The organism is Paenibacillus segetis, assembly GCF_014639155.1.
Lineage (GTDB): Bacteria > Bacillota > Bacilli > Paenibacillales > Paenibacillaceae > Fontibacillus > Fontibacillus segetis.
This window is the reverse complement of the sequence record NZ_BMFT01000001.1, coordinates 556,759-570,045: the sequence shown is the minus strand read 5'-3', so window position 1 is coordinate 570,045 and position 13,287 is coordinate 556,759. Positions and strand designations below refer to the sequence as shown.

Here is a 13,287-nt window from a genome sequence, read left to right as displayed (position 1 = left end):
TATCGTTTCTCACATTGTTATTTATCCAATAGGCCTTCCGTCAGTTCTTTTCCACCGTACCATTTCTCCATGATGTAATCCGTATTGTGCTCAAATAAGTCTTTCAAAAACTCTACTTCAAGTTTCAGATCTTCACCGATGTCATAATCGAATGTATGCTTTGGCCATTCATAATTTGCTTTTGCAGCAATTGGAGCAGCCAGCAACAGAGCATCCACTAATCTCTTACGATTTATTTTCTTAACTCTCATATTATTAATTCCTCCTCACTTTCTTATATCGACAGAAAGCAGGCTATCTTTTATAAATTACAAGATTCGGTTCAAGAACGCCTTCGTTCGCTCATGCTTAGGATGGCCAAATAACTGTTCCGGTGTACCAGATTCGATAAACTGGCCATCCGCCATGAATACAACTCGATCCGCAACTTCTCTCGCGAATCCCATCTCGTGTGTCACGATGACCATCGTCATCTGCTCCTCGGCAAGTCTCTTCATAACCTCTAATACTTCACCAGTCAATTCGGGATCGAGTGCTGAGGTAGGTTCATCAAACAGCAGGATTTCAGGGTCCATCATTAATGCCCGCGCAATCGCCACACGCTGTTTCTGACCACCTGAAAGATGGTGTGGATACACTTCCCTTTTATCTGACAATCCTACCTTCTCTAACAGAGCAGAGCTCTTACTGCGTAACGCAGCTGCTGGTTGTCCCTTCACTAGCTTCGGAGCCAGCTCCAAGTTGTCTTGTACGGTCAGATGCGGAAACAGATTAAAATGTTGGAATACCATGCCCATACGAGCCGTAATCCCTTTGATTTGCTGCACACTGGAATAGTGTCCTTCTTTGACAATATAATCGTTATCAATTTTAATACTGCCACCGTTTACCTCTTCCAAATGGACCAGACTACGTAACATCGTGCTTTTACCAGAACCTGATGGACCAATAACGGCCACAACCTCACTTTGCTGGACTTCAAAAGAAACATTCTTTAACACTTCAAGATTTCCGAAGGATTTCTTGAGATTCGTAACTTCGATGATCGCCATATTAAGCCAGTCCCTTTATTGAAATTTGAATTTTCGCTCAAGCCATTTGAATAATAGAGTTAATACGAGAGTCATGAGTAAATAGATAATTCCGGCGATAAAGAACGGCATAATTGTAAAATCACGGTTCACTGCAGTCTGTGCAAAATGCAGTAACTCCGGTACAGCTACGGCATAGAGTAGTGCTGTATCTTTTACCATTGTAATAGATTCGTTAGACACGGCAGGTAAGGCAACCCTGAACATTTGTGGCAGCACAATTCGAGTCATCGTATGCCAGCGTCCTAGACCAAGCACTTGCGCGGCTTCATATTGGCCTTTATCTACGGACAACAAACCACCTCGGAAAATTTCAGCAAAATATGCAGCATAATTAAGTGTGAACGCCAGACAAGCTGCAACAAAACGGTCCATAACTAAATATTCACCAATCACTGGAATAACCGGGAGTCCAAAACAGAAGAATAACATCTGCAGGAGCAGTGGTGTTCCTCGCATGATGTAGATGTACCCATTCGCTAGCCAAGCTAACGGCTTGATTGCACTCTTCACCATGAGTGTAAATACGAATCCAAGTGGAATCGAGGTCACAATGGCAAGCAGGAATAACAAAATAGTCGTTCGTGCTCCTTCTAACATGGGTCCTGTAATTCTGATTAAATATTCCAAGCTCATATACTCGTCTCCTCAATAACAAAAACCGGATTTTTTGACGAATCCGGTTTTATACAATGATACTTTCTAGATTCTCGTTCTACTTCAGCACCTTGTCTTCGCCAAACCATTTCTTAGAGATCGTCGCTGCTGTGCCATCCTCGTTCAGTTGGTCGAGCGCCTTCTGTAGCTTATCTAGCAATTTCTCATTGCCCTTCTTCACGCCAATGCCGTACTCTTCAGGAGAAAGTGATTCAGTAAGTAACTTGAATGTCCCTTGTTCCTTGGACATATAATACCTAGCAACAACTTCATCAATGACCACCGCATCCAAACGTTTCGTCTTCAAATCACTGAGTGCAAGTACGTTATCAGGAAATTCAGAGACTGATTTAACTTCTGCTTTGATTGGATTTGCATCCAACGCATCCGCTGCAGAAGACAATGATTGCAAACCAATGACCTTACCCGCTAGTTCAGATATAGCAACAATGTCTGAATCAGCCAATGTAACAACGACTTGGCTATTCGATAAATACGGCTTGGTGAACAACACTTTGCCTTTACGTTCATCCGTAATGGTATAACCGTTCCATATAAGATCAATTCGTCCGCTATTCAGCTCGGATTCTTTTGCTTTCCAATCGATTGGTTGAAAAGTAACTTCCATCCCCATTTTCTCCGCTGCCGCTTTTGCATAATCGATGTCAAAACCAACAATTTCGTTATTATCGTCTCTAAATCCAAGTGGAGCAAACTTATCGTCTATCCCAATCACTAATTTGTTGTCGTCCTTACTAGAGCTAGAACATCCAACTGTTGCTAGAATCATCATTGCTAATACCAAACCTATAAGTGCTATTTTCTTCATCGTAAATCTCTCCCTCTTATCTGCAAACTCTCATTTCACTTTAGTTCGTTAATACGTTATCAGAGTCCTATGATAACATATTGCCTTAGAAGAGTCGAGAGTTGAAAGGAGCTCAACACGTATTATATATTGAGATTTAACTCTATAAATGATCGTCCTTGCTCGTAAATAGGCTCAATTGCCGGTAGATCGCTATGATTTCATCCATTTTCATGCGTACCAGTCCACTAGACGAAGGAGCGACAAATTCGTGAACACCTTCATTAATTGATTCCTGCTGAAATCCCCATTCAACGTGTGCTCTACGACTAAATTCACTGTATACTCCTTTGCCAACAAAACATGATACCTGTGGGCGATACTTCCTCAGCTTATCACGAAGAATCTCCCTGCCCTCAGCATATTCTTCTTTAGTAATATCCTCTGCACCACGTGTCGGGCGAGCCACGATATTCGTGAACCCGTATCCTAACTTCAGCAAATCTTGGTCCTCGGAGGCGTTATATAAACGTGGAGTCAGCCCCGATAAGTGCAAGATCCTCCAGAAATTATTGCGTGGATTCGCATAATGATGCCTTGTCTCTCCCGATCGTAGACTGGGATTAAATCCAATAAAAACGATGGCTAAGCCATAATCTAGATGATCCGGTATTCCCTCCATCAGGAACGTCTCCTTCCGTATAATCGATTACGAATATTGATGGAATCGATTGTACAGAAAGAGACCCTGATTTACAAATATCGAACTACCTTCTAAGTGAAGTCGAACTGACAACGCCATAACGAAACAATAACTTTCGTCCAAGGAACCCAACTGCACGATCGGTTAAAAAACCCATTAAACCCAAAGAAATCAGTCCAACAAATATCCAATCTGTACGGAAGAACAGACGTGAGTTCCAGATTAAATAACCAACGCCTTCGTTTGAAGCAATCATTTCAGCGCCTATGATCGCCATATACGAAGTGCCCATTGCGAGCCGAATCCCGGTAAATATATAGGGAACTGTTGCTGGAACAATAACATGGACGAGAATTTGCCACTCTGAAGCACCCATGCTCCTGGCTGATCGAACTTTATCCTCCTCTACAGAGAGTACTCCAGTTAGCGTGTTCAATACGACAATGAAAAAGGTAGCGTATAATATCAAAGCGATCTTCGACGTTTCTCCGATCCCGAACCAGACCAGAAACAAAGTAATAAAGGCAATCGGCGGAATAAAACGTATAAAATTAAGAAATGGCTCCGCAAATGTACGAACAATATCCACTTTACCAATGATTAATCCAACCGGAATAGCCAACAGACTCCCCAGGGACCAACCCATTAGCACTCTGAAAGAACTGATCCCGATATATCTAAGGATGGAACCATCCTCCAGAAGTTCAAGTCCTCCTTTGGCTGTGTAGATCGGTCCTGGTAATACCTCGGGACCATATAAAAGTGAGAGTAATTGCCATAGGGTCAATCCCACTCCCCATAGCAATAGTAGGATCACCCATTTTTTTCGTAGAAAACTCATCTGACTCCCCCTCACTATTCATCGAAATGAGACTGAATACGATCATACAGTGCATGGAATTCGGGAGCGTAGATATCCCGAGGATAAGGTAGCGGAACCTCATAGATGTCCGTTATCTTAGATGAAGGTCCTGCCGACATAATCCCGATCCGCTGTCCGAGCATAAGCGCCTCTTGAATATCATGCGTCACGAAAATGACGGTCTTATCCGTATTCCGCCAAATACTAGCTAGTTCCCTCTGCATCGTCTTCCTTGTCATGGCATCAAGTGCCCCAAAAGGCTCATCCATCAGCAGAATGGCGGGGTCGTTCGATAATACGCGGGCTAATTGTACCCGTTGCTTCATCCCTCCCGAAAGTTCGCGGGGAAACTTCTGCTCATGTCCGGTCAATCCCACCAAACCAATGTATTTATCGGAAATCGCTGTACGTTCCTTCCTTGGAATTCGCTTCATACGTAGCCCGAACTCGACATTCTCCCTTACGGTGAGCCAAGGAAACAACGAGGAATCTGCCTGTTGGAAGACTACGGCCCGGTCTCGACCAGGACGCCCCACTTCAGCTTCGCCTACCCGCAAATTCCCTGATGATTTAGATACAAAACCAGCTACCATATTAAGCAGCGTTGATTTGCCGCATCCGCTTGGTCCAAGGAGAACAAAGAATTCTCCTCCTTTGACGACCAAGTCCACATCCTTAATAATGTAATGGAGTTCTCCCACGGTGTGCTGAGAATAACTCTTATTCAAGCTTTCAATAAAGATCGTGTTTGCTGGTGATGTAACTGCCATTGGAGCACCTCCCTACTTAAGTTCAATTACTCGATCTGGAAATGCCTTGCGCACAAGATCCAGATTCAACTTATCCTTCAGCTCAAAATCCTGCTCAATAATTTTATTGTCTATCATGTATTTCTTCTGACCCACTAAACCGTTATATGCCTTCTCAGTAAAGCCGATACTCCAAGGATTGTTCGGTAAATCCTTCAGCGTTGCTTCACGCGGCTGCTTCACTTCTTTGAATAGAATATCCGCCGTTTCATCAGGGTGAGCTTGAGCGTATTCCGAGGCTTCGTCTAGCGCCTTCAAAAATTCCACAAGTTGATCACTATTGCTGTCAATAAGCTCATCAGATACGATGAGACCAGTCCCTAAGCGAACCGGGGTTTTTGACATGTCCGTCAGCTCATGTGCTTCTTGCAGTGCCCCGAACTTCTCTTTTAATACGGACCCATAAATCCAAGTACCGTCGATTTCCCCTTTTTTCAAAGCTACATAAGATTCATCGAAACCACCTTGCCCGATTAACTCTACATCCTTTAGAGCAATACCATTCTCGCCTAGATATACATCCCATAAATAAGGAATGAATGTGCCGCGAGAGAAGCTAAGTTTCTTGCCTTTCAAATCCGCTGCGCTTTGGATATCGTTTCGCACAAATAGTTTCCATTCACTTGCGTTAGCATCCGTTGCTGTACCCGTTGAAGAAATAATTGAATAATTGCCTTTACTAACCGCATTTAGAAGCGGGAAATCAGCTCCATAAGCTACATCCACTTGTTTAATAAATAAAGAATTAATCCCTTCAGCTGGCGTAGCAAATGTAATGAGTTCGGCTTCGATTCCATGTTTTTTGAATATCCCTTTGCTTACTGCAACTCTAAATACGGGATTTGTGGTAATGTCGGCTATTTTTAGCTTTAAGGTACCCTCTGATTTGGCATCTGCACTACACCCCGCCAGTAATGCACTCAACATCGCTATGACCAATCCGTACACTCCGATTCTTGTCAGACTATAATTTCTCATAAGTCATCTCCTCCAGAGTATTTATCTATCTTCACCTCATCAATTCTTGCCACACACAAGGCACCTTCACCAAAAGATATCGTTCCATCGATCTCAACAACGGACTGTGCTCCTCTACCCGCGGCTCCTGGCAAACGATAATCAGCCACATCAATGGCTGCGATTTCCTGCTCTATAGGTTGTTCTAATTGTGGCACCCAATCATAAGGCACACGATAAGCGCGATATACCATATTTGAATTCCGTTTATTTTTGTAAGGTGAGATGTGCTCCCACACGATTTCATGCTCTCTAGTTATTTCAAAAATCCGACCGTCCGCACCTTCCGTAATCAATGTGTTGCCATTACTCAACCGTTGAGCGGAACTAATATATGGACTATAGAAGCGATAGGAATCAAGTGGCGCTTGGAATCCGGCCTCTGTAGGTGTATATTGCCACTCAATATCCAGGGTGACTGGATTAATCTCTAATATACGAGAGTGATCGCGGAGCGCATTTTTTACACCATCAGGCGAAGAGGGATTTGGGAGGCCATAACCAGCCCAACCTCCATTATCGAAAATAAGTATGTTCCCTTCCCCGGGTAATCCCTGCGGGATGAGATGAGCATGATGCTGACCGATGATCCAGCCTAGATGCTCCGTCTCAGGCTCGTTATAATTCGGTCCTAGCCTCCAGACGATGCTCCCTGTCTTTTTGTCGATAATCGCTATTATATTGGTCTCGCGAGCATCCCATATAATATTATCCGGGTGGAATCGTTCATCTCCTTGATCGTAGAATTTGTTCGGACCCAGCACAGAAGCGGAATTAATATGCATCCAATCACCTGCATTGTTCCCGAAATATCTCGTATTCGGATCTTGGCTGAGCGATTTCTTCGCGTGATCATCGAAACCCAGTTCATCAAAATGATCGCTGCACGTCCATTCCCATAGGACATTGCCTTCCCAATCCACCTCGATGATCGTGTCATCCAAGAGCTCGATCTCTGATATATTGGGGCGCTTCACGTTTTTATGAGCAAGAATCAGTGTGTTTCCCGAATCCACCTTCGGTTCCTGCCCCGGAACGAAATACCCTACCGGATTACCCTCCCGTTGATAATCGTGATGAGCTCTCGCCATCCACTGTGCTGGATGCCCCGGGTCTTCAATATACTCATAGCGGTCAAACTTCCAGACGATATTGCCTTCCCAATCTACCTGTACCAGATTGGCTTCATCTTGAAATCCATAGTTAGGATCTCTCTCTGCCGTACTTCCAAGCACATAACCTCCAGGAAGTATTTTGTTAGGAAAACCTCGAAGTCCTTTCCACAAATGTACCTCTCTTCCATTCATATCGATCAATAATGCCCCCAAGTCTGCTGCCTGATAAATCGTATATCCGCTCCACGCTTTCTTAGGGTTATAAACAGTCGTTCCTGTTGGGTATATAGTTGGGTGTCCCATTATTCATGCTCCTTTATTTTTAATTTATCTTCAGTAACCTACAAATCGACCGGATTTCCGCTTCTCTCCCTCAGAGCTGTTGTTCTCAGCTTGCTCACTACGCTCTGTATTTTGTTTCGCTAGAGCCAGCATTCTAGTAGAAAAGCCCTCAATATTGTCGATCATGCGCCGGTAATAGCTAATTTGATCCGATAATTCCTTTATAGAAAACCCCTCAAATAGCGTCGTTATACTACAAATACCAATGTTATTGTTTCGCTGAAGCATTTCTTTACCTTCATCCGTAACCTCTAGCACAATCGTCCTTCGGTCCCCCTCACTCCTCTTCCGAATTGCGAATCCACCTTCCTCCAACTTATCGCATAGGGCTGTGACCGCTCCTGAAGTAAAATCCAGTTGCTCTGCCAAATCCCCCAGTCGCTGCGCACCATCTTGATTGATGATGTTCAGCATAAGCACACCCGGGAGCGAGATTCCTTCAATCGTAATCTTGTCTCGTTCCTTCACAAATCTTCTGACTACTTTACGAAATAACCAATCCGCTTCTTCTTGTAGAATCCAATCTTCGTTTTTCATGCGCTTCCTTTCTCATTTTGGTTAAACAAAAAGGCTCCCACCCTCTTTTCACAATGAAAAGAGAGCAAGAGCCTTTGGTGAACCAATCGGCTGCCTAATTGTTTAACACTAAGATAATGAATATTCATGGATCTTTCTTAGCCACATATTAAACCACTTATTCATATCAGTCAAGTGGGTATTTATGATTTTCACTCGCTGATTTAATTAATACACCCGATGGATAACGTCCTCAAAATCTGGTTCTGCCATATCGATATCGTCAATTTCACCCCAACCTTCCAGCTCACGCAGGATGTCCATCGTACTCCACTCCTGGCGGTTAGCTTCCACCGTGACAATATTATCTTGTACCTTGGTAGCGTGGATTGGCATGTTTGTCTGAGAGTGCTCTGGGATATGAAATACTCCCCTATATGTGACCCGAATCAAGGTGGGTAAGCCAATACTATCACGGAGTCCCTGCGTTGTTCCGTCATAAGACAATTCACCATCGTTAATTACCATAACCCGTTTGCACAGCTGTTCAATGTCGTCCATATCATGTGTGGTTAACAGGATGGTTTTGCCAAATTGCTCATTAAGTATTTTCAGAAACTGACGGATATTCCGTTTAGCATTCACATCAAGACCAATGGTCGGTTCATCAAGAAATAATAAGTCCGGGTCATGCAGCATGGCTGCCGCCAAGTCAGCACGCATTCGCTGTCCTAGCGAAAGCTTACGTACCGGAGTAGCCCAAAATTCATGCAAATCAAGTAGCTCGGCGAACTGGTCAAGACGTCGTTTTTTATCCGTAGGAGTAACACCATACATTTCGGTCAAAATATCGTAGGAATCCTTCACAGGCAAATCCCACCACAGCCCGCTACGCTGTCCGAACACAACTCCGAGCCGCCGAACCGTTTGACGTCGTTCCTTATGTGGGTCCATGCCACCAAGCAGCACCTTACCTGAGGTTGGATGTAGGATGCCCGTGAGCATTTTGATCGTTGTTGATTTACCCGCCCCATTCGGTCCGATATAGCCGATGAACTCCCCACTATTCACCTGAAATGAAATACCGCGCACAGCTTCTTTAACAGTATAATCCCGAGAGAATAATGTACGTAATCCGGCGAATCGTCCCTCCTTAGGTACCGGAGTTTTAAACTGCTTACGGATCTCAGTTACCTCAATATTCATGTGAGTCCCTCCCTTTTATCTAGATATCGCCTAGCTTCCTGTACTCTGATATTTGGTTATACCGAACTGCCAGAAACGTAGACTTCCATACAGACATAGACCTGCGGCCAATGCCACTACTGCTGGGACCCAAGGCCCAAGCTCACCACGCAAAATATATAAAGCCGGTACATAGTTTACAAGTCCTACCGGAATCACGATTAACAATAACGAAGACAACCATTTAGGATATAAGGTCAACGGATATTGCGCTGCAGTTCGGGCCGCATCTTCCGTAATGTTCTGCAATTCCGAAATACGTGTTGTCCAAAAACCAAGCGTTGCGGTAGCTAATCCGATCGAGAACATAATAACGGCCCCGGTACAAATCGCTAGTATAGTCAGTGGAATAGCTACCCAGCTAATCTGACCACGACTCATCATGCTGCCAAGCGACCAGCAGAGCAAGAACCCACCTTGCAGTACTTCACCCAGCATAATCCGGAAGTTCTGTGGCATTAGCGTTAGCAGCACGGGAAGAGGCCGAGTCAGTAATTGGTCCAGTTCACCACCCACCAGATACTTTTCCAGGTGATGAACTTCATCAGCAAACGTTCGGTACAACGTCTTAGACAAAGTAATGACCGCAAAGAGATATCCAATTTCATATAGTGACCAGCCCTGAATGGCACCGAACTTGTTCAACACAATCGCCACCATCAAAAATTCTGAAATTTGAATCAGCGCTGCTAGTACAGAGGCCATTACAAAGTTTAACTTATACTGCATCCGACTTCGGATACTTGTACGAATCAACAGACGATATAAAGAAAACCATGATGCTAACTTCATCCGCCCTGCACCTCTACTTTCCTCCTAAGCCAATGAGTCGCTAACAGACAACAACATGTCATAAGTACACACCAAAACAACGTTCCCCACAGCAAAGAAACGTCACCGAAACCAAGAAATATTCGCGTAGGGACATAGAGAAGATAAGGATACGGTGTTAACCATGCAAATTGCTCCAGCCAACCCGGCAGCCATTCCAACGGAATAAAGAATCCAGCTAGCAAATTAATCAATGCATGGTTTCCCCAATACAGCCATGATGATTCCGTGGTCCACATCGCACTTGCACCAATTATGAAATTCATACAAATAGCTAAATATGCAGCTCCAGCCAGACCTACACCAGCATATAAGAGCGTAAGCCAATGATCAGGAGGCTGTAACCGAAAAACGACAACAAACAACAGATAAATAGGGAGGGACTTGTACAGAAACTGGTAGGCGATCTGCCCCCATTCCCGGGCCATCAAATGTGAGAACAAATGGACAGGACGTAGCAAATCGAGTGAAATGAGACCGGTCCGCACCGCTTGTGGGATACCCAGACCGTTCGAGATAAAGCCGGAAATCCACAATGACGATTGGGTGAAAGCGATATAGCTTATCATCCCTTGTGTTCCGTAATCTCCAAGTGTGTGGTCCTTGCCAAGCCCGATCCAGATACAGGCATACATGTAGCCAAACATCGCACTTGCGATATTATGTACCATGTGTGCACCGCGATACTGAAGATTACGGGCATAGGCTTTGGAAGCCAAAGTGAAATAAAGCATGCAGCACCTCCGATAAGTGTGAGTGACAGCCTCTGCTGTCTACTTCAGACAAGGTAAATTTTGAGAGAAGGGTTATATCATAGCAAACGATTACATGTTTAGCAACAGTTTATTGTCGCACTATATTCTTTCTATTTAACAACAAAAAAAAGCCTCAGATTCCTCTGAGGCTAGGAAGTTAAATGACTATAAATTCTATGAAAATACCTTATCAAACCCAAGTTTGGACCGCTGAAATAAGTCATCAGGACTTCCAGCCGATATAGCTGGAGTAATCACTTCCTGAGCAACAACCCCACGGTACCCGATATCGCCTAGACTCTGTACAAAACCTTGTAAATCGATGACGCCTTCCCCCGGATATAGTCTATCATTATCTAGTAATTGCTCTACAGGAAGATCATAGGCATCGTTGATATGAACATGAACAATTTGCTCGGGTAGTAACTGCTTACGGATATCATCCGCCGTATACCCTGTCGTATAGCAGTGATAAGCGTCAACCAAGAGCCCAACATTAGGTTGTGCAATCGCATCGATTAATGTCAATGTATCATGTACGGTCCAAATGAATGGATTCTTCCATGCCGTCCGAAGATGATGAGGACCCACAAATTCCAGACCAAGCTTAATTCCGTATGCCCCTAGCACCTCTGATATGATCCGCAAGCGGCAAACCGTCTGCGCCATAAATAGCGCCGGATTCTGATCAGTAGCTGGTAAAATGTAGGTGCAGCAACTCTTACAGCCTAAAGACGAAGCAGCAGAAGCTGATGCTGCCAATCCCTTCAAACCTTCAAGAAACTGCTCCTCAGAGCCGCGCCATTCCACATTCAAACCGATAGAACCAATCAACATCTGATGTTGCTCTAATAGCTCCTTAGCTCCTTCAAGCCCATGACTAGCAATTAACGCCTCTGCTTCAAGATCCACAGCGCCAAAGCCATATTTCGCCGCTAAGGTAATAAACTGTTCATCACTAACTGAACCAATTCCAGCTCTACTCAACCCTCTAATCAATGAAATACTCTCCCTTGTTCATTTCTCGTTATTTGCTAGTTGTGCTGCCTATTCTCTAAACTCCCTATACCTCATCAAACACAATTTCCTTGACAGTACCCCCATCGAAATCCTTGACCACAAATGTATTCCCTTCTAACACACCATAAGACGAAGGATAGTTTCCTTTGGGTAATGATATGGACCCTGGATTAAGCAGATAAATTTCGTCTCGCTTCTCGGCTACTGGGATATGTGTATGCCCTTGAATAAAGATATCTTCTGCAGTTAGCGGTGGCAATTGCTCCATATGGAAACCATGTCCGTGCGTAACAAAGATCCGACGTCCCTCGTAGAACAACACCGAATAATCGCCCATCATGGGAAACTCAAGCAGCATTTGATCCACTTCAGCATCACAGTTCCCCCGAATCGCTATGACACGATCTTTCTGGCCATTGAGTAGAGCCGCGGTCTTCTGAGGATCATAACCTTCTGGCAATGGATTACGCGGACCGTGATACAAATAATCACCAAGCAAGATGATATAATCGGCTTGTTCTTCTTCTACTTTGTCCAATGCCCGTTCTAACCAGTGCGCGGACCCATGGATGTCCGAAATGAACATGAATTTCATTATGATTCGACTCCTTTTGTAGTTATAGATTCTAAAGCTAGTCTTTTTTTACGCCTATTTGGAAACACGAAGAATAAGGTATACATGCCTACGAAAAATAACAGTGCAACCCCTTCCTCAGCAAGTAAATAATAAGGATAGGGTCCCAATAGATCAAGTGCGGACGCGGTATCCGGTTTATGATTAAGAAACATGTAATTCGAACCCAGAACATAATTCACAGAACCAACCACTACAGCCAGAGCGTTCAAAAACAACAAACTCCAACCGATTGATTTCCACGTCGGCTTATATTGCTCGACCCATGTCATGTAGAGCGGAGACAGAACAATGGCACCATGGGCTATGAAGTACTCGAAGTAACGAAAATGGTGATAACCATATGCTAAATTAGGTGTAATTAAAGCCTGAAATGCCCCGGCAATTCCGGCAAAATACAGTATCTGATACAGCTTCTTGCTTCTGGTGAGCAGCATGATGATCGAGAGTATTAGTGTCACACTACATAATTCAAGTGGTAGTGTATAACGAACATCCCATAAATGATTAGTGAAATACCAGGTGTTAAGTCCGAGCTCCGTAAGCGCAAGCAGAACAACGAGAGCATAACGAATCGCCGATGAGGCAACCCGGTTACTCCTGATCCTACGTTTCCATAAATACAAAGCAAATATGAATAATAATAATACCCCGATTGCACTAACATGTGGTGTAGAGAACATGATGAATTTGGGCGAGCTGTTGGGGCCAAAGAAAGAAAATAAAGGCATCGTGTCTTCCTTTCTATTGATCAACTTTAACCTAAGCCGAGATATGAATCCCCAAATAAAAACGTGCTACCGCTGTATCCATAAATACAGGGTAACACGCTATTAAATATTTCTCCATCTAATGTCACATGTAATGTTACTCGAGACTAGA

General features: G+C 44.0%; 16 protein-coding genes. All 16 read right to left on the bottom strand.

Annotated features, from left to right (window positions below; genetic code table 11):
* Nucleotides 1-17: 17 nt before the first annotated feature.
* Nucleotides 18-251 carry a hypothetical protein gene (locus IEW05_RS02395; protein ID WP_188535469.1) on the bottom strand — a complete coding sequence of 78 codons (234 nt, stop codon included), beginning with the start codon at nucleotides 249-251 and terminating at the stop codon, nucleotides 18-20.
* A gap of 57 nt (nucleotides 252-308) precedes the next feature.
* The gene (locus tag IEW05_RS02390; RefSeq protein WP_308420365.1) at nucleotides 309-1,052 is read right to left on the bottom strand and encodes an amino acid ABC transporter ATP-binding protein; all 744 of its coding nucleotides are present in this window, start codon (nucleotides 1,050-1,052) and stop codon (nucleotides 309-311) included.
* Between the two features lie 15 nt (nucleotides 1,053-1,067).
* Nucleotides 1,068-1,727, bottom strand: a complete 660-nt coding sequence (locus tag IEW05_RS02385) for an amino acid ABC transporter permease (RefSeq protein WP_188535467.1) — start codon at nucleotides 1,725-1,727, stop codon at nucleotides 1,068-1,070.
* Nucleotides 1,728-1,806: 79 nt separating this feature from the next.
* The gene (locus IEW05_RS02380) at nucleotides 1,807-2,577 is read right to left on the bottom strand and encodes an amino acid ABC transporter substrate-binding protein (protein ID WP_188535465.1); all 771 of its coding nucleotides are present in this window, start codon (nucleotides 2,575-2,577) and stop codon (nucleotides 1,807-1,809) included.
* A 142-nt stretch (nucleotides 2,578-2,719) separates the two neighbouring features.
* Nucleotides 2,720-3,238 (bottom strand): mismatch-specific DNA-glycosylase, encoded by a 519-nt coding sequence (locus IEW05_RS02375; protein ID WP_188535463.1) that lies wholly within the window; start codon nucleotides 3,236-3,238, stop codon nucleotides 2,720-2,722.
* A gap of 85 nt (nucleotides 3,239-3,323) precedes the next feature.
* Complete coding sequence (locus IEW05_RS02370; protein ID WP_188535461.1) at nucleotides 3,324-4,100, bottom strand: ABC transporter permease; 777 nt, start codon at nucleotides 4,098-4,100, stop codon at nucleotides 3,324-3,326.
* Between the two features lie 14 nt (nucleotides 4,101-4,114).
* The gene (locus IEW05_RS02365; protein WP_188535459.1) at nucleotides 4,115-4,891 is read right to left on the bottom strand and encodes an ABC transporter ATP-binding protein; all 777 of its coding nucleotides are present in this window, start codon (nucleotides 4,889-4,891) and stop codon (nucleotides 4,115-4,117) included.
* Nucleotides 4,892-4,903: 12 nt separating this feature from the next.
* Nucleotides 4,904-5,908: an ABC transporter substrate-binding protein gene (locus IEW05_RS02360; RefSeq protein WP_188535456.1), complete on the bottom strand. Its 1,005-nt coding sequence runs from the start codon at nucleotides 5,906-5,908 to the stop codon at nucleotides 4,904-4,906.
* Complete coding sequence (locus IEW05_RS02355; RefSeq protein WP_188535454.1) at nucleotides 5,905-7,365, bottom strand: aryl-sulfate sulfotransferase; 1,461 nt, start codon at nucleotides 7,363-7,365, stop codon at nucleotides 5,905-5,907. Before IEW05_RS02355 ends, IEW05_RS02360 begins: the two co-directional genes overlap by 4 nt.
* A 30-nt stretch (nucleotides 7,366-7,395) precedes the next feature.
* On the bottom strand, nucleotides 7,396-7,941 hold the full coding sequence (locus IEW05_RS02350; protein ID WP_188535452.1) for a MarR family winged helix-turn-helix transcriptional regulator: 546 nt from the start codon (nucleotides 7,939-7,941) through the stop codon (nucleotides 7,396-7,398).
* Nucleotides 7,942-8,148: 207 nt separating this feature from the next.
* Entirely contained in the window at nucleotides 8,149-9,126 is a 978-nt protein-coding gene (locus tag IEW05_RS02345) for an ABC transporter ATP-binding protein (protein ID WP_188535450.1), read from the bottom strand.
* Nucleotides 9,127-9,156: 30 nt separating this feature from the next.
* On the bottom strand, nucleotides 9,157-9,957 hold the full coding sequence (locus tag IEW05_RS02340; protein WP_188535448.1) for an ABC transporter permease: 801 nt from the start codon (nucleotides 9,955-9,957) through the stop codon (nucleotides 9,157-9,159).
* Entirely contained in the window at nucleotides 9,954-10,730 is a 777-nt protein-coding gene (locus IEW05_RS02335) for an ABC transporter permease (protein WP_188535446.1), read from the bottom strand. The genes IEW05_RS02340 and IEW05_RS02335 overlap by 4 nt, the downstream gene beginning before the upstream one ends.
* Before the next feature lie 195 nt (nucleotides 10,731-10,925).
* Nucleotides 10,926-11,750 carry a sugar phosphate isomerase/epimerase family protein gene (locus IEW05_RS02330; RefSeq protein WP_188535444.1) on the bottom strand — a complete coding sequence of 275 codons (825 nt, stop codon included), beginning with the start codon at nucleotides 11,748-11,750 and terminating at the stop codon, nucleotides 10,926-10,928.
* Between the two features lie 64 nt (nucleotides 11,751-11,814).
* Entirely contained in the window at nucleotides 11,815-12,366 is a 552-nt protein-coding gene (yfcE, locus tag IEW05_RS02325) for a phosphodiesterase (RefSeq protein WP_188535442.1), read from the bottom strand.
* Complete coding sequence (locus IEW05_RS02320) at nucleotides 12,366-13,160, bottom strand: YwaF family protein (RefSeq protein ID WP_229753230.1); 795 nt, start codon at nucleotides 13,158-13,160, stop codon at nucleotides 12,366-12,368. The genes yfcE and IEW05_RS02320 overlap by 1 nt, the downstream gene beginning before the upstream one ends.
* Between the last annotated feature and the right edge of the window lie 127 nt (nucleotides 13,161-13,287).